The sequence below is a fragment of the Bifidobacterium sp. LH_449 genome, assembly GCF_056356755.1.
Map to the genome: position 1 here is coordinate 1 of NZ_JBKEUV010000004.1, position 22119 is coordinate 22119.

At 63.8% G+C, this 22119-nt stretch carries 12 protein-coding genes and 1 pseudogene; 4 read left to right on the plus strand and 9 right to left on the minus strand.

Annotated features, from left to right (window positions below; translation table 11 throughout):
- The first annotated feature begins 275 nt into the window (after positions 1-275).
- On the plus strand, positions 276-512 hold the full coding sequence (locus AC1AX7_RS04365) for a glutaredoxin family protein (protein WP_117759002.1): 237 nt from the start codon (positions 276-278) through the stop codon (positions 510-512).
- A 112-nt stretch (positions 513-624) separates the two neighbouring features.
- Here AC1AX7_RS04365 and AC1AX7_RS04370 read toward each other — a convergent pair whose 3' ends face one another.
- The 6 genes from AC1AX7_RS04370 to AC1AX7_RS04395 form a co-directional block, all read right to left on the minus strand.
- Positions 625-1329 (minus strand): response regulator transcription factor, encoded by a 705-nt coding sequence (locus AC1AX7_RS04370; protein ID WP_476508884.1) that lies wholly within the window; start codon positions 1327-1329, stop codon positions 625-627.
- Between the two features lie 4 nt (positions 1330-1333).
- Positions 1334-4177: an ATP-binding protein gene (locus tag AC1AX7_RS04375; protein WP_476508885.1), complete on the minus strand. Its 2844-nt coding sequence runs from the start codon at positions 4175-4177 to the stop codon at positions 1334-1336.
- Positions 4178-4364: 187 nt separating this feature from the next.
- Complete coding sequence (kdpC, locus tag AC1AX7_RS04380; protein ID WP_476508886.1) at positions 4365-4973, minus strand: K(+)-transporting ATPase subunit C; 609 nt, start codon at positions 4971-4973, stop codon at positions 4365-4367.
- 24 nt (positions 4974-4997) lie between these two features.
- A complete protein-coding gene (gene kdpB / locus AC1AX7_RS04385) occupies positions 4998-7136 on the minus strand; it encodes a potassium-transporting ATPase subunit KdpB (protein WP_476508887.1) in 2139 nt (712 codons plus the stop codon).
- A 1-nt stretch (position 7137) separates the two neighbouring features.
- Complete coding sequence (gene kdpA / locus AC1AX7_RS04390; protein ID WP_476508888.1) at positions 7138-8811, minus strand: potassium-transporting ATPase subunit KdpA; 1674 nt, start codon at positions 8809-8811, stop codon at positions 7138-7140.
- 402 nt (positions 8812-9213) lie between these two features.
- A complete protein-coding gene (locus AC1AX7_RS04395) occupies positions 9214-10515 on the minus strand; it encodes a putative ABC transporter permease (RefSeq protein ID WP_476509029.1) in 1302 nt (433 codons plus the stop codon).
- 281 nt (positions 10516-10796) lie between these two features.
- Between AC1AX7_RS04395 and AC1AX7_RS04400 the strand changes: the two genes are divergently transcribed.
- Positions 10797-13556 carry a YhgE/Pip family protein gene (locus AC1AX7_RS04400; RefSeq protein ID WP_476508889.1) on the plus strand — a complete coding sequence of 920 codons (2760 nt, stop codon included), beginning with the start codon at positions 10797-10799 and terminating at the stop codon, positions 13554-13556.
- Positions 13553-15721: a YhgE/Pip family protein gene (locus AC1AX7_RS04405; protein WP_476508890.1), complete on the plus strand. Its 2169-nt coding sequence runs from the start codon at positions 13553-13555 to the stop codon at positions 15719-15721. Before AC1AX7_RS04400 ends, AC1AX7_RS04405 begins: the two co-directional genes overlap by 4 nt.
- 28 nt (positions 15722-15749) lie before the next feature.
- Here AC1AX7_RS04405 and AC1AX7_RS04410 read toward each other — a convergent pair whose 3' ends face one another.
- Positions 15750-16790: a LacI family DNA-binding transcriptional regulator gene (locus AC1AX7_RS04410; protein WP_476508891.1), complete on the minus strand. Its 1041-nt coding sequence runs from the start codon at positions 16788-16790 to the stop codon at positions 15750-15752.
- A gap of 126 nt (positions 16791-16916) precedes the next feature.
- Between AC1AX7_RS04410 and AC1AX7_RS04415 the strand changes: the two are divergent.
- A pseudogene (locus AC1AX7_RS04415) lies at positions 16917-18105 on the plus strand (IS30 family transposase).
- 238 nt (positions 18106-18343) lie between these two features.
- Here AC1AX7_RS04415 and AC1AX7_RS04420 read toward each other — a convergent pair.
- Positions 18344-20191: an ABC transporter ATP-binding protein gene (locus AC1AX7_RS04420; RefSeq protein WP_476508892.1), complete on the minus strand. Its 1848-nt coding sequence runs from the start codon at positions 20189-20191 to the stop codon at positions 18344-18346.
- A 13-nt stretch (positions 20192-20204) separates the two neighbouring features.
- The gene (locus AC1AX7_RS04425; protein ID WP_476508893.1) at positions 20205-22058 is read right to left on the minus strand and encodes an ABC transporter ATP-binding protein; all 1854 of its coding nucleotides are present in this window, start codon (positions 22056-22058) and stop codon (positions 20205-20207) included.
- Between the last annotated feature and the right edge of the window lie 61 nt (positions 22059-22119).

The following is a 22119-nucleotide window of genomic DNA, read 5'->3' on the forward strand; positions in this document are numbered from 1 at the left end:
GAGGGGGGGGGGGGGGGGGGGGGGGGGGGGGAGAAGACTGACCGACAGGTGAGACGAAGGATGTGGTTTAGGTCACATCCGGACGGTCCGCAAAGGTGCTAGAATGGTCGAACATGTGTTCGAATAGCTTGAATTCGAGGCGTGTCGAACACTACATCTAGTGAATAGCCCTACGACACACCACTACAAACAGTGGGTACACTAGAGGGAGCGGATTTTACGCCCACGCCGACTGACAACCGCATATCGACTACGCGCTTTAAGGAGGATGCCCGATGACGGTCACGGTCTTCACGAATCCCAGCAATCCACAGTGCGAAGCCACCGAACAGGAACTCACCCGTTTGGGCGTGCGATATGTCGCCGTCGACCTGACGCAGAACCCGTCCACCTTCGAGCAGATCAAGGACGCTGGATTCAAGCAGATTCCTGTCGTCATCTCCCCGAACGCATCATGGAGCGGCCACCAGCCGGACAAGATCCGTCAGCTTGCGCAAAACCTCGCGGCCTGAATCCGGTACCGGACCCCACCCGCAGGCGCAGACCCCGCCCGCAGATGCAGGTTCCGAACGGATTAGACGCAGGTTCCGGACGGACGCCTCCGCCCGCCCGGAAGACCTATTCCTATTCGCCGCCGCCCGCAGACGGCAGGTCCAGACGGTACCCCATGCCCTGCTCCGTTTTCAGATACTTCGGATGCGACGGGTCGTCCTCTATCTTCTTGCGCAGCTGCGAGACATACAGCCGCAGATAGCCGGAGTCGTTCACGTGCTCCGCGCCCCAAATGCCGGTCAACAGATCCTTACGGGTCACGAGCCGCCCGGCGTTGCGCACCAGGATCTCCAGAACCTTCCACTCCGTCGGCGTCAGGCGCACACGCACCTTCCGCCCGTGGTACACGCGGAACACGGCATGCGCGGACAGGTCGACGGTCACGTTCCCGAACGAGACCATCGGAGTCTCCGTCTCCTGCGGGATACGGCGGGCCAGCGCACGGATACGCGCCAGCAGCTCGTCGATCGACACCGGTTTGGTCACATAATCGTCGGCGCCGGCGTCCAGGGCCGCGACCTTCTCGCGCGCATCGGTGCGCCCCGACACCACCAGGATGGGCGCGTCCGTCCAGCCGCGCACGCCCTGGATCACGCCCATGCCGTCCATTTTCGGCATGCCCAGATCCAACACCATCAGATCGGGATGATGCTCCACCGCCGCCGAAATGCACTGCACGCCATCCGATGCGGTCACGATCTCGTAGCCCTGCGAGCGCAGAGTGATACGCAACGCCTTCAGGAACTGCGGGTCATCATCGGCAATCAGGATTTTCATGCGTCTATTCTCCCCTCTCAGCAGCCGTCACGTCGGCGACGTCGGTATGCTCGTCCGCGGCGGCCGTGTCATCGGCGACCGCGATATCGGATTCGGCGTCGGCGAAGCGCCCCAATTCGCCGTCACGCGATTCGTCCACGCTCAGGGGCAGCATCACGCCGCTGACTGCGGCGGTCACGTCCCACATGTCCGAGTCCAATGCGGTGGCGCAGGCGCGCGCGTCCTCTTCGGACAACGGCTCCCCGATCGTATAACGCTCGTCCGCCGCACGCAGCGTGATCACCATGGTCAGGCCGCCGCCCGGAGTGTCCTCCGCGTCGATGGCACCGCCCATCGATTCGATGAATCCCTTCGACAGCGCCATTCCCAGGCCGAGGCCCGTGGTGTTGTCCGTGTCGCCCAGACGGTGGAACGGCGCGAACAGCTCGTCCTTGCGGTCGTCGGGCACGCCCGGGCCGTAGTCCACGACGCGGATCTGCACGACGGAACGGAACGTGGAGACCGCGATGCGGATGCGATGGTCCGGCGGATTGTAGCGTTGCGCGTTGGCAAGCACATTGTGTATCGCGCGACGCAGCAACGGCGGGTCGGCGACCGCCAGCGGCAGGTCCACGGGCAGGTCAAGGTTGATGGAATTCGGTCCGGCATGCAGCTCGTCCAGCGTCTGCATCACGGCTTCCGCCACGTCGGCCGCCACCAGCGATATCGGCAGCGCGCGTTCGTGCAGACGGGACACGTCGAGCAGGTCGGTGACCAGTCGGGTCAGATCGCGCAGGCCGACGTCGGCGACGTCGAGCAGGTCGCGTCGGCCTTCTGGGCCGAGGGCGTCGCCGACCTGTTTCAGGCCGGACACCGCAGCCGTGGCGGAGGCCAGCGGACGGCGCAGGTCATGGCTGACCGCGTTGAGCAGGGCCGTGCGCAGCTTCTCCGCGGCGGCCAGCGGCTTGACTTCGTCGGCCTTGCGCTGCAGCACGTCGTGTTCCAGCACGGTCTGCACCTGGGAGACGATGGCCTGCAGCAACCGCTGGTCGGCCGCGTCGATTTCGCTGCCGTACAGTTCAAGGTGGATCGGCTCCGTTTTCCGCGGCGTTCCGGAGGATGCGGCATCACGGGAGGCGGAGGCCTGCCCGTCATGGGATTCGCCGTTCTGATCGATGCCGTCGGACGGCGGCGTGATGACCGCGTCAAGGTCGATGACGTCCGGCTCCTCCCCGGTGGGACATACGCCGCTGACCGCGACGTCGACGCCGTCATGGGTGAGGCGCACGCAGGTGAAGCCGAACGCCTCGCGGGTGCGGTCAAGAATCGCCTGCAACGGATTGGAGCTGCGCAGCACCGCGTCGGATACGCTGGCGAGCACTTCCGATTCCGCGGTCGCGCGTTGGGCCTGCCGCGCCTTCTCGTCGGCCCGGTCGACGACGAAGGACACGATGATGCCTATGAGGATGTACAGCACGATGGTCATCACGTCCTGCGCCCTGAGCATGTGCAGCGACCCCACCGGCTGGATGTAGACGTAGTCGAGCACCAGGCCGCTCAGCAACGCGCACAGCGTGGCCGACGAGACGCCGCCGATCAGCGCGGCGATGACGACGAGCAGCTGGAAGAACAGGGAATCGCGGGACAACGCGTCCACGCCGCTGTATTGCATGAGCAGCCAGCCCAGAAGAGGCACCGACAGCAGTGCGAATATGCAGCCCGCGACGCGCCGGCGTATCGTCATGGTGCGTTTCATGCGCGGCAGGCGCATGCCTTTCGCCGCGAACGTGTGGGTGACGACGTGCACGTCGATGTCGCCTGAATTCGCGATGATGCCGTTCGCAGACGACGGCCGGCCCAGCCACCGGGCGAGGGGCGGGCGCCGGGAGACGCCCACGATGATCTGCGTCGCGTTGTTGGCGCGGGCGAAGGAGATCAGCGCGTCGGAGATGTCTTCGCCGACGATCTGATGGTATGTGCCGCCCAGTTTTTCGACGAGTTCGCGTTGCTGCACCAGCAGCCCCGGGCTGGATCCATGCAGCCCGTCCTCGGCCGTGACATGCACCGCGATCAGATCGCCGCCGCCGGACGCCCTGGCGACCCTTGCGCCGCGCCGCAGGAGCTGTTCGCCTTCAGGACCGCCCGACAGCGCGACGACGACGCGTTCGCGGGCCTCCCATTTCGCGTTGATATGGTGTTCGTTACGGTATTCCTGCAACGCTTCGTCGACGTTGCCCGCCAGCCAGAGCAACGCCAGCTCGCGCAATGCGGTCAGGTTTCCCACACGGAAGTAGTTGCTCAACGCGGCGTCCACGCGGTCCGCCGAATAGATGAGGCCGGCGGAAAGTCGTTCGCGCAGGTTCTTCGGCGGCAGGTCGATCAATTCGATGCTGTCGGCGGAACGCAGCACCTTGTCGGGAACGGTTTCGCGCTGTTCGCTGTTCGTGATGGACCGCACGACGTCGTTCAACGATTCGATATGCTGCACGTTGATGGTGGTGATGACGTCGATTCCCGCATCCAGCAGGTCGACCACATCCTGCCAGCGTTTTTCGTGCGTGCATCCGGGAATGTTCGTATGGGCCAGCTCGTCGACGAGGGCGACCTGCGGACGGCGCGCGATGACGGCGAACAGGTCCATTTCGCTGAACCACATGCCGCGGTACTTCATGCAGCGCCGAGGCACCGTCTCCAGGCCTTTGGCGGCGTTCTGCGTGGCTTTGCGGCCATGGGTCTCCAACAGGGCGATGACGACGTCCTTGCCCTCTTCGACCAGCCGTCTGCCTTCGGACAGCATTGCGTACGTCTTGCCCACGCCGGGCGCCGCACCGAGCAGAACCCTCAGCGTCCCCCGCTTCGCCACCGCCATATTCCCTCCATTCCGATGTTCCGGCGCATGTCCACGCATTCCGCGGCCGCGTGCCATACGGATGCGGCACCGCCGCGCACGACGATGCCGCATCCGTCCGGGATGTCCTTCACCTATGGATTATCCCAGTTTTTGGCCTGATGACATCTGAGGCGCACCGTATCCGATGCGCCCCCAGAGTCCGGATTCACTCCATGTCGTCCAACGCCAGGTTCAGGGTGACGACGTTGACCACGGGCTCTCCGATGAAGCCCAGACCGCGGCCGGTGGTGTGCTCCTTGACAAGCTGTTCGACGTCTTCGACGTCCATGCCACGGGCTTCAGCCACACGCTCGACCTGGATGGCCGCATATTCGGGACTGATGTGCGGATCCAGTCCGGAGGAGGAGGCGGTCGCCGCGTCGGCGGGGACCTGCTTCGCGTCCACGCCTTCGCGTTCGGCGATGGCGTCGCGACGTTCTTCGATGGTCTTGAGATATTCCTCATCGGAATGTCCCTTGTTGGCGCCGCCGGACGCCGCCGCGTCGTATCCGTCGCCGGCGGCGGACGGACGGGGCTGGAAATACTTGTCGATGGCTTCGCCGTCGGCGTCGGAGAAGGACTGTCCGATCAGGGACGATCCGACGATCTGCCCTTCGGAGTTCGTGATCATCGAGCCGTTGGCCTGCTCGGGGAATCCCAGAGCGCCGATGCCGGTCATCAACGCCGTGTACACGATCACGGCGAGCGTGCAGACCAGCACGGCCTTCAGGCCGGCCCAGTAGCTGCGCAGATTCAACGACAATGCGGATTTCATAATCGTTTCCCTTACCTAATTTCCTTAGAATCCCGGAATCAGACGCACGAACAGGTCGATGATCCAGATGCCGATGAACGGGGCGACCACGCCGCCCAGACCGTACACGGACAGGTTCCTGGACAGGATCTTGTCGCTGGACTCGGCGCGGTACTGCACGCCCTTGAGGGCCAGCGGGATCAGGATCACGATGATGATGGCGTTGAAGATGATGGCGGACAGCACCGCGGACAACGGACTGTGCAGTCCCATGATGTTCAGCGTGGCAAGACCGGGGAACTTGTCCATGAACATGGCCGGGATGATCGCGAAGTACTTCGCGATGTCGTTGGCGATGGAGAAGGTGGTCAGCGCGCCGCGGGTGATGAGCAGCTGCTTGCCGATGCGGACGATGTCGATCAGCTTGGTCGGGTCGGAGTCGAGGTCGACCATGTTGCCGGCTTCCTTCGCCGCGGCGGTGCCGGAGTTCATGGCGACGCCGACATCGGACTGGGCCAGGGCGGGGGCGTCGTTCGTGCCGTCGCCGGTCATGGCGACCAGCTGTCCCTTGGCCTGTTCGGCCTTGATGTAGGCGAGCTTGTCTTCCGGCTTGGCTTCGGCGATGAAATCGTCGACGCCGGCCTCTTCCGCGATGGCCTTCGCGGTCAGCGGGTTGTCGCCGGTGACCATGACGGTGCGGATGCCCATCCTGCGCAGGTCGGCGAAGCGTTCGCGCAGGCCTTCCTTGACGACGTCCTTGAGCTGGACGACGCCCAGCACCTTGACTTCGCCGGAGGACAGCTGTTCGGCCACGACCAGCGGGGTGCCGCCTTGCGCGGAGATGGTGTCGACACGGTCATGCAGGGCGTCGCGCACTTCGATGCTCATGACGCCGCCTTCGCGTTCGATCCAGGCTTCCACCGCGGAGGTGGCGCCCTTGCGGATGCGGTCGCCGTTGGGCAGGTCCAGGCCGGGCATGCGGGTCTCGGCGGTGAATTCCACCGCTTCCGCCCCTGGCATCATGTCGAAGTGATGGCCTTCGCGTTCGGCCAGGGCGATGATCGACTGGCCTTCCGGCGTGGAGTCGGCCAGGGAGCTCAGCGCCGCGGCGCGGACCATGTCGTCATGGTCGATGCCCGGCAGCGCATGGAATTCGGATGCCTGACGGTTGCCGTACGTGATGGTGCCGGTCTTGTCGAGCAGCAGCGTGGTCACGTCGCCGGCCGCTTCGATGGCGCGGCCCGACGTGGCGAGCACGTTGCGCTGGACCAGACGGTCCATGCCGGCGATGCCGATGGCGCTCAGCAGGGCGCCGATGGTCGTCGGGATCAGGCAGACGAGCAGCGCCACCAGCACGGTGAGGCTGACGGAGGTGCCGACCGCGCCGGCCTGCGGGTTGAGGCACATCACGACGATCAGGAAGATGATGGTCAGCGAGCTCAGCAGCACGTCGAGGGCGATTTCGTTCGGGGTCTTCTGACGGTTCGCGCCTTCGACCAGCGCGATCATCTTGTCGACGAAGGATTCGCCCGGCTTCTGGGTGATGCGCACGACGATGCGGTCGGACAGCACGCGGGTGCCGCCGGTCACCGCGGAGCGGTCGCCGCCGGATTCGCGGATGACCGGGGCGGATTCGCCGGTGATGGCGGATTCGTCCACGGAGGCGATGCCGGAGATGATGTCGCCGTCGCCGGGGATGAGCTGTCCGGCTTCGACGACGACCACGTCGCCGAGTTTGAGGTCGGAGGACGGGACTTCGATGATGGCGACGGACGACGAGCGTGCGTCGGGATCGCCTTTTTCATCGTATCCGTGGACCAGGTGGGCCGGCGTGGCGGTGCGGGTCTTGCGCAGCGCGTCGGCCTGGGCCTTGCCGCGCCCTTCGGCGACGGCTTCGGCGAGGTTCGCGAACAGCACCGTGGCCCACAGGCATACGGCGATGATCCAGGTGAAATACACCGGTTCGCCCGCGCGCAGTTCCGGAATGAACAGCTGGAACACGCCGAGGAGCGTCAGGAACGCGGCGCCCACCCACACCACGAACATGACGGGGTTGTGCCGCATCTTGGCGGGACTGAATTTCTTGAACGCCGCCGGCAGACTCTTGCCCAGCATCGCCGGCAACGATGCGTTGTTGCTGGTACGCACGTCGTTGATGACGTCGTTTGCGGTCGCGGAAGACATGTTATGCCACCAAACCTTCTGCCAACGGTCCCAGAGCAAGCGTCGGGAAGAACGTCAGCGCGGAAATAATGAAAATGACGAAAACGAGCAGGCCAACGAACAGCTTGTTGTCGGTCTTCATCGTGCCGGCGGTCTCCGGCACCACATCCTGCTTGGCCAGCGAGCCGGCCAGACCCAGCACCAGCATGATCGGCAGGAATCGTCCGATGAGCATGGCCAGGCCGATCATCGTGTCGAACCACGGGGTGTCGGCGGACAGGCCCGCGAATGCGGAGCCGTTGTTGTTGGCGCCGGACACGAACGCGTAGACCACTTCGGACAAACCATGGTTTCCGCTGTTGTTCAGGGCCGCGAACGTGTCTTCGCGGATGCCCGGGACGGCGAAGCTCAAAGCCACGAACAGCACCACGGTGACCGGCATGACGAGGAAGTACAGCGAGGCCATCTTCATCTCGCGCGGGCCGATCTTCTTGCCGAGGTATTCCGGCGTGCGGCCGACCATGAGGCCTGCGATGAACACGGCCACGACGGCCATGACGAGGATGCCGTACAGGCCTGCGCCGACGCCGCCCGGGGAGACTTCGCCCAGCATCATGTTGAACATGTACATCATGCCGCCGAGCGCGGTGTAGGAATCATGCATGGAGTTGACCGCGCCGGTGGACGTGCTTGTGGACGTGGTGCCGAACAGCGTGGACCAGACGATGCCGAAGCGATCCTCCTTGCCTTCCATGGAGCCTCCGGTGAGGGAGGTGAGCGGATCGTCCATGAAGGATTCGAAGCTCACGACGGCGAAGAAGGAGATGCCGAACAGGACGACCATGGCGCCGAGCAGCGCGTAGCCCTGACGGATGTTGCCGATCATGCGGCCGAACGTGCGGGTCAGCGCGACGGGGATGGCCAGCATCAGCAGGATCTCGATGAGGTTGGTCCATATGTTCGGGTTCTCGTACGGATGGGACGAATTGGCGTTGAAGAAGCCGCCGCCGTTGGTGCCCAGTTCCTTGATGACCTCCTGGGAGGCCACCGGGCCGCCCATGATGGTCTGTTCGCCGCCCGCCACGGTGGTGACGGTGGTGAAGCCCGAGAAGTTCTGTGCGACGCCCAGCGCGATGAGGATGGTGCCCATCACGATGGCCAGAGGCATGAGGATGCGGAACGTGCCACGGACCAGGTCGACCCAGAAATTGCCGATCGTGTCGGAACGGCGCAGCATGAAGCCGCGCACCAGCGCGATGGATACGGCGATGCCGACCGCGGCGGAAACGAAGTTCTGCACGCACAGGCCTGCGATCTGGACGGAATAGCCCAACGTCTGGTCAGGCGAATAGGACTGCCAGTTCGTGTTCGTCACGAAGGACGCAGCCGTGTTGAACGCCAGCGGAGCCGGCACGTTGTCGAAGCCCAGCGAGAACGGCAGCCAGGACTGCACGCGCTGCAGCAGGTACAGGACCAGCAGGCTCATCACGGAGAAGCCGAGCACTCCGCGGAAATACGCCTTCCAGGACTGTCCCTTCGAGGAATCCACGCCGATGATGCGATAGATCCACTTTTCGAAGAACAGATCCTTATCGGTCGTGTACACGCGATACATGTAATCGCCCAGCGGCCGGTATATGGCCGCCAGGATCAAGGCGATCAGACCGAACGCCATAAAAGCATAGAGATATACCATTTCGGAACCTTAAGACTCTTCCCCAGCCCTCAGAACTTCTCCGGGCGGCACAGGGCGACCCCCATATACACCACACCGGCGATTCCCAATACGACGCCGATGGCGCAGAAAACAGCCGTCATAGACGATCCACCGCCTTCGCAATCAGGTCGAAGACGATGAACAGCGCCACTACGCCCACAACATAGGCGGCATCAACCCACCAAGGCATGTTGCTCTTCTCCAATCATCAGATGCACGGCCCGGCCGCCGCCGCGTTCGCGGGCATGGACGGACCGATTTCCAATAAGCATCTTGATGATATGGCCCTGGGCGAAGTCATGCCCCGAACCTAACGGAACACATACGCCCGCAGACGGATTGTTAACGGTTTCCTAACACAGGGCGCGGCCGTCCCGAACGTCACGCGCGGCCGGCCTTGCCCGGATCCAGCGACATCGTCTGGAAACGTTCCGCCATGAAGTCATCGTTGAAATACGTGTTGAAGAACGACATCACCGGTGAGTCCGGCTCGAGGCCGGCCATGCGCGAATACCATGCGTCCAGCGCCATCAGGGTCATCGTCGCGTCGACCAGCATCAGCACCAGGCACACGGCGGTCAGCGAATAGCGGATCTTCCACGGGATGCGCTGGATCAGACGCAGCAGCCATGGCAGCATGAGCTTGACCCATGCCAGGCCGAGCACGCCCCAGAAGAACATGTATTTGCCGGAGGTCCGTCCGTCGATGGACAGCCACTGCCCCGTGTAGTCCCATGCGGTGATGCCGAACGCGACTTCCATGAACCAGCTGGTGAAGTATTCGAACGCGCCGCCGATCATCGCGCTGGCGCAGAAGATCAGCAGCCAATGCGAGCGCCACAGGCGGTTGAGGCAGGCGGTCAGGATGACCGCGCCGCAGCCGTAGATCGGCGAGAACGGGCCCCACAGCAGGCCGGCGCGATCCTGATATTCGCCGTAGACGATGAAATGGTAGATGGTTTCGATGACGAGGCCGAAGACGCATCCGACCATGAACAGCCAGAACACATTGAACACGTCCAGTTCGATGTATCCTTTGCCGCTCATGTCGCGGCCGGCCATTCCCTTGGAAAGCGCCGCCTCATAGTCGCTGCGCTCGTCCATGCGTTTGAGCGCGCGATGCAGCGCACGCTCCTGCGCCAGCGTCGGATCGGCGGTGATGGACAATGCGATGACGATGACGAGCTGGATGGCCGGTTCGATCAGGTTCATGCCCAGGCCGTTCAGCGCGAGCGACAGCATGCCGCCCATAAGGGTGAGCGGAATCAGCCGGTATGCCCATCGGGCGGTGTTGCGGCGGTGATTGCCGATCAGCGCGATGCCGAACACGATCAGATATATGGCGTTCAGGAAGTATACGGCGACCTGCAACGCGGTCAGGATGGCGGTCAGATTCAGCGGGTTGTCGCCGAGACGGCCCTGCATGAACGCGGTGAACCCGTGGACGCCGTTCAACGCCGACGAGACCAGCGTGGCGATGCCGTCGATGAGGATGATCGCGCCGTAGATGCGCGCGATCAGCGGGAAACGCCACTGGGCGGAATCATTGCCGTCGGGGGTCTGCGGATCCGGCGAGACGCGGGAAGCGGCGTCCGGGGACTGGACCGAAGATGGATCCGCCGCCGAACGCGACGCGGAGTTCGGCTGACCGTCCGGCCAGGGCGGCCCGAATCGTTCGGCCATCGGGGGGCACGTCGCTTCGTTGTCTGTCTTTTCGGCCATATGACCGCTCCTTCATTCGGGGTCACAGCGCATTCACACCGTGGACACCCCACCTTACCAGCACGACGGGTAATGCCGCGGCATATGCGGGAACCTGCCCGATATCGCCATACCACGGCCATGCATATGCTGTCCGCGCAATATTGACAGCATGACAAATTCTTGTCCGAATGCGGGTATTAGGCTGGATTCATCACAATGCCGATCCATTCACACCGTGCCGAGCATAATCGAGGAATCACATGGCCAATGTGTGCAGAATCCTGCGCCGCGACATACTACGACTGCTGAGGGTCCCCGTCTCATGGGTCATCATCATCGCACTGATGGTCCTGCCATCGTTCTACGCGTGGGTGAACATCCTGGGATTCTGGGACCCGTACGGCAACACCGGCGGAGTGCGCGTATCCGTGGCCAACGCCGACAAGGGGGTCGACGACGGTCCGCTCGGAGCCCTGAACCTCGGCGACCAGATAGAGGACCAGCTGCACGAAAACCACGACATCGGCTGGACGTTCACCACCTCCGACCAGGCGATGGAAGACGTGCGCTCCGGCGACAGCTACGCGGCGATCATCATTCCGGCCGATTTCAGCGGCGACCTCGTGCGCATGCTTTCCGGCGACGGCGACCGTCCGACGCTGGAATACTACGTGAACGAGAAAGCCAGCCCGATCGCGCCGAAAGTCACCGACACCGCCGCATCCACCGTCGAACGCGAAGTGAACTCCACCTTCGTCTCCACCGTCAGCGAAGTCGTATCGCAGGCGTTCAACCAGACCAACGCCGACCTCTCCGGCGCCGCATCGGAAGAACAGCGGCGGACGCTGGACGCCCTCCGACAAGTCGGCGACGGCATCGCCGACGCGACCGACCTCATCGACGGATTGGCCGCCGACCTGGGCGACGTGCCCGACACCACGCAGCAGGCCCGCCAGACATTGCGCAACGTGCGTCAGGTCGCCACCGACGCCAGCAGCGGCCTGGCCGACATGTCAGGCATCATCGATTCGGCGCGGACCGGATTGGACACGTTCATCCGCAATACATCATCCTCCCTGGATGCCGGCTCGTCGCTGATATCGCAATCCACGGCGCAGGCGGCCACCGGCATCGCCGACGCCGGCAGCGCCATCATCACCGCCAACGGGCACGTATCCGGCGCACTGGCCAATCTGCAGGGCATCAACACCGCCACCGACGGCATCATCGGCCAACTCGACGAATTGGCCAAGCAGAATCCCGCCATCGCCGACATCATCGGCGACGACATCAATACCATACAGAACATCAACCAATCCCTGGGAACCGTCATCGACGACCTGACGCAGCTCAACAGCGGGCTCACCCAGACCGCCGACGACACCAGCGCGCTGGCCGGCGGCATCAACACCGCCACCCAGCAGTCGCTGGCCTCCATCGACGACGCCCGGCACGCCATCAGCGACCAGGCGCTGCCGCAGATCAACGCGTCGCTCAACGGCCTGGCCGTGACCGGAAGCACCCTGTCAGGATTCATCACCTCGCAGGGCATGCTCATCGACCAGGCCGACGCCGTACTCGACCAGCTCGACAGCGTCGCGGCAAGCGCGGCGACCGCATTGTCCAACACGGCGACGGCGTTGGACGGCGTCACCCAACGGATCGACACCATCTCCACCGACATCAGCGCACTGTCCATCTCGAATCAGCTGTCGACGCTGTTCGGAGGCGACGGCACGCTCGACGTCGACCGCATCGCCGATTTCATGCTCTCCCCCACCGTGATCGACACGGAAACCGTATACCCCGTCAATTCATACGGCTCAGGCATGGCGCCGCTGTTCACGAACCTCTCGCTGTGGGTGGGCGCGTTCATGCTCATGGTGCTGATGAGGCTCGAAACCGACGACGAAGGCATCGAGGGATTCACCGTCACACAGGGCTACCTGGGCCGCTGGGCCCTGCTGGCGATCATCGCCGCCGCGCAGGGCGCGATCGCCGTCATCGGCGATCTGTTCATCGGCGTGCAGACCGTCAACGCTCCGATGTTCATACTCACCGGCGTGCTCGTCTCGTTGGCGTATCTGAGCATCGCCTACGCGCTGTCGACCACGTTCCTGCACGTCGGCAAAGCGCTGTGCCTGGTGCTCATCATGGTGCAGATCCCCGGCGCGACCGGCATGTATCCGATCGAAATGATGCCGTCGTTCTTCCGCGACATGTCGCCGTTCTTCCCATTCACCTACGGCATCAACGCGATGCGCGAGACCATCGCGGGATTCTACGGCGGCACCTGGGCGCATGAAATGGCATACCTGCTCGGATTCACCGTACTGTCGTTCGCGCTCGGACTGCTGCTGCGCCCGCTGATGGCGAACACGCATCGCCTGTTCGCGCGCGAAATCGAACAGGGCGATCTGCTGACCGGCGAGCCATCGCGGCTTCCGGCGCGCGAATATTCGATCTCGCAGGCGCTGCAGGCGTTGACCGACCGCGACGAATACCGTTCGCAGATCGAATCGCGCGCCGCCGAATTCACGCGGATATACCCGAAGCTGCGCCGCGGCGCGCTCATCGTAGGGCTTGCCGCACCGGCGATCATGGCGATCGTGTTCTCTCTGACGAACAGCGAAAAGGCGTTCGTACTAGGCGCATGGACGGTTTTGGTGCTGCTGGTCATCGCGTTCCTCATGGCGATCGAGCTGATTCGCGACCGCATTTCACGACAGATCCGCCTGGGCGGACTCGACGATGAGAGCGTGCGGGCATTCCTCGCACTGAGCGAAGTGGACAGGCTGCGCGCGAAGGCCGCGAAGCGCCGCCGCGCCGCCGCCCGCCGCGAAAGGCACGACGGGCCGCATGGCGGACATGACGGGCACGGCGTGACGTCAGCCGGCGGACGGGCCGCCGACGACGACGCACGGCATGAAGGCGGCATACAGGATCTGGCCGATATCATCGCGGCCGCCACACAGACCCCGGCACAGCCCACAGCGCACGACGAAAGGAACGCGGCATGAACGCCATCCGACGCATCTTCCTCGACGACCTGCGCCGCATCACCGGCAACATCGTATCCATCATCATCCTGATCGGCCTCGTCGCCATCCCCAGCCTGTTCGCATGGTTCAACATCAGCGCCAACTGGGACCCGTTCGGCGACATGGGCAATCTCAAATTCGCCGTGGCCAACGTGGACGAAGGCTACGAATCCGACCTCATCCCCGTGAAAATCACCGTCGGCGACCAGGTCGTCAACGAGCTGCGCGCCAACAGCGAACTCGACTGGACCATCACCGGCAAGGACGACGCCATCGAAGGCACCAAATCCGGCGAATACTACGCGGCGATCGTCATCCCGAAGGATTTCAGCCGCAACATGATGACGTTCTTCTCCGATGACTCGCGGCACGCCTCGGTCACGTACTACCTCAACGAAAAGAAGAACGCCATCTCCCCGAACCTGACCAACGAGGGCGCCGACGAAGTGACATCGCAGGTCAACGAGGAGTTCGCGTCATCCATGACCAGCGTGGCGCTCAACATCGCATCATCGCTGTCCGAACGCATCTCCGACCCGGAATCGCAGCAGATGCTCGCATCCTTCAACGCGAACGTCAACGACTTCGCCAGCCGTCTCACCGACACGGCGGCCTCGCTCGACTCATACGCCGCAATCACCGATTCGACGGCGACGCTGCTCGACGGCGCATCCTCGCTGCTCACGCAGACCCTACAGGCCGTCGGCGCCGCGGACACGCGGCTTGACGCCGCAAGCGGCGACGCCACCGACCTGGCCGGCGCGCTCGACGGCACCGTATCGGCATTGAACGCCGCATTGCGCGACAGCAGCGCCAGTTTCACCGCGCTTGACGGCGCCATCGCCGGCGTCTTCGACGACGTGAAGGGCAACGTCGACGACACCGCGCAATCATTGCAGTCGCAGGCGGACGCCATCGGCACCCAGGCCGACGCATTCGAACAGATCCGGGACACGCTGCTGACGCTGCCCGGCATCAGCCAGGATTCCGCCGTCATCACGTCGCTGCAGAACGTCATCGACCAATTGGATGCGCTGCAGACGACGCTGAATCAGGCCGCCGCCGATGTGCGGACCGCCGGCGACGACGCCGACGCTCAAGCCGACCAGGTGAGGCAGCTCGCCCAGCAGGCCGCGCAAAGCATCGCGGACGTCTCCGCCGACTTCGACCAGACGATACGCCCGCAGGCCGCGCAATTGGGCGATTCCGTGCGCGACATCACCTCGCTGTTGGATTCCGGCATGAGCGGCCTTGACGACGCCGTCGCCGACGTGGGCACGACGTCGGACGACATCCATGCACGGCTCGACCAGATCCAGCGGATAATCGGCGACGTGTCCTCGCAATTGTCGGATGCGGGGCAGGAGCTGGGCGGCTTCGGCGGCAAGCTGTCCGCGGCGTTGAACGGCGGCGACATGGACGCCGTGCGCGACCTGCTCAACGGCGACACCACGTCGTTGGCGGCATCGCTGGCGGCCCCGGTCGCGTTGGAACGCAAGGCCGTGTTCCCCGTGGACAATTTCGGCTCTTCGATGGCGCCGTATTACACGTTCATCCCGTTGTGGACGGCTTCGCTGCTGATCGGCATGGCGATCCGCACGTCGGTGTCGCGCCGCCGGCAGGAGATGCTGGGCAATCCGAAGCCGCATCAGATTTTCCTCGGACATTTCGGCATATTCGCGCTCGTCTCGCTGCTGCAGACCACGGTGAGCTGCGGAGGAAGCCTGCTGTTCCTCGGCGTGCAGGCCGTGCACCCGTTCCTGTTCATGCTGTCGGGGTGGGTCAGCGGCCTGGTGTTCGTGCTGTTCGCCTACACGCTGGTGGTGAGCTTCGGCAATGTGGGCAAGGCCATCGGCATGCTGCTGCTTGTATTCCAGGTGTCGGGTTCGGCGGGATCGTATCCGGCCCAGACGCTGCCCGATTTCATGCAGGCGTTGAGCCCGTGGCTGCCGATCACGCATTCGATCAATGCGATGCGCGCCGCGATCGCCGGCGTCTACGACAACGACTATTGGCGTGAACTCGGCGTGCTGCTGGCCTTTGTGCCGCCGCTGCTGCTGCTCGGATTGCTGTTGAGGAAGCCGTTGGTCGGGTTCAACCGCTGGCTGGATGAGAAGTTGGAAAGCACGAAGCTGATCGGATAGACGAAACGGGACCGAATCATCTGCGACATCATGCGGCCGGCAGCGTCGTCCCCCGTTCGATGATGCTGAAATCAGTCACATAAGTGCGCGCCGGCCCCTCATATCCATTGATCCGCTCGATGAGCATGTCGACGGCATGCCGGGCATACTCTTCGACATGCGGATTGATGGTGGTCAACGCGGGAAGCGCGTATCGTGCCTCAGGCACATCATCGAATCCGATGATCTGCACATCGTCCGGCACTCGCAGGCCACGCTCATGCAACGCATGCATCGCGCCGAGGGCCATCGCGTCGTTCAGACAGACGAGCGCGTCGAATGGCGCACCTGAATCCAACAGCACCGACGTCGCCTGCATGCCGCCCTCCTGATCCCATTCGGAAGCGACACGGACCAAATCCCAGCCGACGGCCACCCCATGCTCGCGCAGCCCCTGCACATAGCCTTGGGTACGCAGCATCTGACTGCCCTCCACCGCCGTCTGGAACTTGTTCTGCGCCCATCCCGGCTCAGCGCCCACCAGAGCGATGCGTCGGCAACCGCTTGATATCAGACGCCCGACGGCAGCCGCTACGGCCGGAGCATTGGGCATCGTCACCAGATCGGCCTTGCCGTACGACAGATAGTCGCCGGCCATGACGACCGGATACGGCTGCCGCAGCACTTCACCCTCGTTCTCCAGCGGACGCTCGGTGAAGAAAATCCATCCGTCGGCCCCCAACCGGTACGTATCCTCGATGATGTCAGGAATGCCGCGTCCTCCCTGGCCATACGTGCTGATGATCACCCAGTACCGTTGGCTGCGGGCATGGTCGATGACGGCATCCGCCAGAAACGGCGCGAACGGCTGGGTGAAGTCAAAAATCGCCAATCCCAGCAGCCTTGTGCCACAACCGCGCATCGCACGCGCAGACACGTTCACGGTATAGCCCAGCCTCCTGATGACGGAGCCGACACGAGCCCTCGTCTCCGGGCGCATGCTTCCCGTATCATTCAGCACATTGGACACCGTCTTGATCGACACACCGGCCTCACGGGCCACATCCTTGATTGTCACGCGTCCAACCATGAGTCCCCCCCTGTCCCGTGTGCCGGCTGGTCGGGTTCTAATGAACGTCGCAACACCATGGGCACGGGAAAGGACCCGGACATGGCATACGAGTTCGACGGAAAGAGCTACGACAGGCTCCGTGACATGCAGCGGGCACGAAGGGAACGATACCTGGAACTGGTCAAGGCCGGCATGAACTTCACGAGGGCCGCGGCCGCGGTCGGCGTGAGCAGACGCACCGGCAAGGTCTGGCGCAACGGACGCACCAGAACGGACGGAAGGAACGAGAGACCGCTCATCGACTGGTATCGTGGCGACATGGACACGCCGAAGACGATCCACGAACGCTACCTGAGCCGGGACGAGCGCATCACCATCGCCGACATGCTCCTGCATGGCGCCGGCGTGCGCGAGATCGCGCGGAGACTGGGCGGGAGCCCGAGCACGGTCAGCCGCGAGCTGCGGCGCAACCGCGAGCCGATCGGCGGCGGATACGGGCCGAACCGCGCCCAGCAGATGGCCACGGCGCGGCTCGGACGCCCGAAGGAACGGAAGATACGGCCCGGGACCGCATTGCGGGACGAGGTCAAGGCCGGCCTCGACAAGCATTGGAGCCCGGAGCGGACCGGCGGCGGGCTCAGGGCGGACCATCCGGATAATGAAGACATGAACGCATGCCACGAGACCATCTACCAGGCCATCTACGTGCAGGGCGGGGGCGAGCTGCGCCTCCAGCTCGCGAAGGCGCTGCGCCGCGGGTCCGCGGGTCCGCAGGCCGCGCGGGGACGGCGGGCGCAGGCCCCGCTTCCGCGATCCGATGGCGATGACCGGCGAACGGCCCGCGGAGGTGGAGGACCGCGCGGTGCCCGGCCATTGGGAGGGCGACCTGATCTGCGGGGCCGGCAACCGCAGCGCCATCGGCACGCTCGTGGAACGATCCACGAGGTTCACGATCCTGCTGCGCCTGCCCGACGGCCACGACGCCGGGCACGTGCAGGACGCCATCGTCCGCAAGATGCGGGACCTGCCGAAGCTCCTGCGCAACAGCCTGACCTGGGACCAGGGCAGCGAGCTCGCGCTGCACGCGAGGATCGGCGCGGCGCTCGACATGCAGGTGTATTTCTGCGACCCGCACAGCCCGTGGCAGCGCGGCGCCAACGAGAACACCAACGGGCTGCTGCGCCAGTACTTCCCGAAGGGAACGGACCTGTCGTCGTATGGCGAGGACTATCTCGACGTGGTCGCGGAGGAGCCCGACGACAGGCCGCGCAAGACGCTCGGGTTCATGAAGCCCAGCGAGAAGATCATCGAACTGCTCGAGGGGGCCGGCTAGTCTGAAGCACGATTGACGACGAAGGTGTTGCAACGACCGTTAGAATTCGCCCCCAACCGGCGGCCCAACCCCAACCATTTTCCGGTTCGCCCCACCGAACCGCGCCTGCCGCACTCGTCCTAGCCGCATCCAATCGCGCCGGTCCAAATCCAAGCCCACCATACCAGGCCGGCCCCGGCCCGCCCGTATTCGGGCGGGCCGGGGCCGGCTTATCGGATCGGACGACAGTCAATTCAGACTAGTCCGTCAGCGCGAACTGCGAGTTGTAGATGTCGGCGTAGAAGCCGCCCTTGGCGAGCAGTTCGTCATGCGTGCCCTTTTCGACGATGTCGCCATGGTTCATGACCAGGATCATGTCGGCGTCACGAATCGTGGACAGGCGGTGGGCGATCACGAAGCTGGTGCGGCCGACGGTCAGCGCGTCCATCGCCTTCTGGATCAGCTCTTCGGTACGGGTGTCGACCGACGACGTGGCCTCGTCCAGGATCAGGATCGGGGCGTCCTGCACCATCGCGCGGGCGATGGTCAGCAGCTGCTTCTGGCCCTGCGACAGCGAGGACTTATCGTCCAGCACGGTGTCGTAGCCGTCCGGCAGCGAGTTGATGAAGCGGTGCAGGCCGACGGCCTTGCATGCGGCGACGATCTGCCCATCGGTGACGCCGGGCTTGGAGTAGGCGATGTTTTCGCGCACCGTGCCGCGGAACACCCAGGTGTCCTGCAGCACCATCGAGAACTGGTCGTGCACGTTCCAACGCGGCACGGACTTGGTGTCCACGCCGTCGATGGAGATCGAGCCGTCGGAAATCTCGTAGAAGCGCATCAGCAGGTTCACCATGGTGGTCTTGCCGGCGCCGGTCGGGCCGACGATGGCGATCTTCTGCCCGGATTTCACCGAAGCGGAGAAGTCGTGGATGATCGTCTTGTCGGCGTCGTAGCCGAAGCGCACATGGTCGAACCGCACGTCGCCGCGCACGGCGACGGCCTTGCCGGAGGCGTCTCGTCCCAGCATCGGCCGCTTGGCGGTTTCGTCCTCCAGTTCCGGTTCGTCGAGGAATCCGAACACGCGCTCGGACGCCGCGGCGCAGCGCTGCAGGTTCTGGAAGGCCTGCGCGAACTGGCTCAACGGCTGCGTGAACAGGCGGATGTACATCATGAACGCCACGATCACACCGAATTCGATCTGCCCGTCCATGGCGAGCGCCGCACCGACGACGCAGACCACCACGTAGCCGAAGTTGCCGACGAAGTTCATCAGCGGCATCATCAGGCCGGACAGGAACTGGCTTTTCCAGCCGGAATCGTACAGGTCGTTGTTGTAGCGTTCGAAGCGGCGGATCGAGTCGGCTTCGCCGTTGTACGCCTTGACGATGATGTGGCCGGCGTACATTTCCTCGACGTGCCCGTTGACCTCGCCCAGCGCGATCTGCTGCCGGCTGAAGTATTTCTGCGATACGCCCATGATGACCATCATGACGACCATGCCGATGAGGCTGGCGCCGATGGCGCACAGCGTCATGATGACGTTGTTGTAGAACATCATGACCAGCGCGCCGATGAACAGCGTGAGCGAGGTGATCAGCGAGCCGACGGACTGGCCGAGGGTCTGGCCGATGGCGTCCACGTCGTTGGTGATGCGGCTGAGCACGTCGCCGTAGCTGACCTTGTCGAAGTATTTGAGCGGCAGCTTGTTGATTTTGACGCTGATCGCCTCGCGCAGGTCCTGTGCCGTGCGCTGGGTGACGGTGGCCATCAGCCAGCTCTGCACGTAGTTGAGCAGGGCGTAGCCGACGTACAGCGCGACGAGCGTCCATGCGATGTGGCTGACCGCGTCGAAATCGATGGCGCCGAGCACCGGCTTGCCGTTCACGAGGGCCGGCAGGCCTTTGGTGATCTCGTTGGTCATGGTCTTCAGCTGGTCCGGGCCGACGATCTGGCAGACCGCGCCCGCGGCGCCCAGGATGAGCGCGATGATGACGGCTGGCAGCCATTTGCGGCAGAAGCGGACGAGCTCGCCCATGACCTTGCCGAAGTTTTCGGGTTTTTCGACGGCCCCGCGGGCTCCATGCCCCATTGGTCCTCTTGGCATTGGTTTCCCTTCCTTACGCGTTCAATTCGTCTTCGCTCAGCTGGGACTGCGCGATCTGGCGGTAGACTTCGCAGCTGTCGAGCAGTTCGCGGTGCGTGCCTTGGCCGACGACTTTGCCGTCGTCGAGGACGATGATGAGGTCGGCGTCCATGATGGTGCCGATGCGCTGCGCGACGATCAGTTTGGTGGAGTCCTTCGCTTCTTCGGCGAGCGCGTCGCGTACCGCGCGGTCGGTTTTGAAGTCGAGCGCGGAGAAGGAGTCGTCGAAGATGAGGATTTCCGGATGCCGGTAGACGGCGCGTGCGATGGACAGACGCTGCTTCTGGCCGCCGGACACGTTGGAGCCGCCCTGCGAGATGGCCGCTTCGTATGTGCGCTCCATGTTGCCGACGAATTCGGATGCCTGCGCCACGTCGCATGCGGTTCTGACGTCGTCCATCTGCCGTTGCGTCAGTGCGCGGTCGTTTTCGGCGGCGAGCAGCAGGGCTTCGCGCTTGCGGCCCGCGGCGGTGGAGGTGTCCGCCATTTCGACTTCGTCGCTGTCGCCCGGCTGGTCGCCGTAGGAGACGTTGGATGCGACGGTGCCTTTGAACATGACGGATTGCTGCGGCACGTAGCCGATTTTGTCGCGCAGCGTCTTCAGCTTGTAGTCGCGTACGTCGACGCCGTCGACTAGGACCTGCCCTTCGGTGACGTCGTAGAAGCGCGGCACCAGGTTGATGAGCGAGGATTTTCCGGAGCCTGTCGATCCGATGAAGGCGACGGTCTGGCCGCGGGTGGCCGTGAAGTTGACGCCTTCCAGCATGGTGTCGCGTGAATCGGGGTAGGCGAAGCTGACGTTGCGGAATTCGATGTCGCCGCGCCTGCCGGCCTCCCCGTTTTCACGGGTGCCGCCGGTGACGAGCGGCTTGGTGTTCAGCACTTCCATGATGCGCTGCGCAGAGACGTCGGCGCGCGGCCACAGCACGAAGACCATGCTCATGAGCAGGAAGCTCATGATGACCTGGATGGAGTAGCTGGAGAAGACAACCATGTTGGAGAAGACGGTGAGCTTGTCCGCCGCCTCGGCGGCGTCGATCAGGTATGCGCCGATCCAGTAGACGGCGAGCATCAGGCCGTTCATGACGGTGTTCATCAGCGGCATCATGATGGCCATGGAGCGGTTGGTGAACAGCTGGGTGTCGGTCAGGTCCTTGTTGGCCTGGGTGAATTTGCGCTCCTGGTAGTCTTCGGCGTTGTAGGCGCGTACGACGCGCAGGCCGGTCAGGTTTTCGCGTGAGACAAGGTTGATGTTGTCGGTCAGCGTCTGCATGGCGCGGAACTTCGGCATGACCAAAGCCATGAGTATGGCGATGGTCGCCAGCAGGATGACGACGGCGATGCCGGTCGCCAGCGTCCACTCGAAGCCCTTGTCGGCGATCTTGACGACGGCCCAGACCGCCATGATGGGCGATTTGACGATGAGCTGAAGGCCCATGGTGATGAACATCTGGATCTGCGTGATGTCGTTGGTGGAACGCGTGATGAGGCTTGCCGTGGAGAATCGGTTCATCTCGGCCGGCCCGAAGGATTCGACCTTGCGGAATTCGAGCGAACGCAGACGCTGTCCGAACGAGGCCGCGATGCGCGCGGAGAAGTATCCGGTGACGATGGCGCAGGCGACGGACCCAAGCGAAATGAGCAGCATCTTGCCGCCCGCGATCCAGATATCGTGCATTTCGCTGCCGGGGGTCTCCACCAATGTGGTGATCTCGGACATGTAGTCCGGCAGCTTCAGGTCGAACCAGACTTGGCCGACGATGGTCACCAGAGCGATGAGCATCTGCCCTATCTCCGCTTTGGAGAGGTATTTCAAGATGCGTAGCATTGATTCCCCTTGCTGTTGGTGTTATTTAATTTCCATTATTGAATTTCTTACGGTGTAAGAT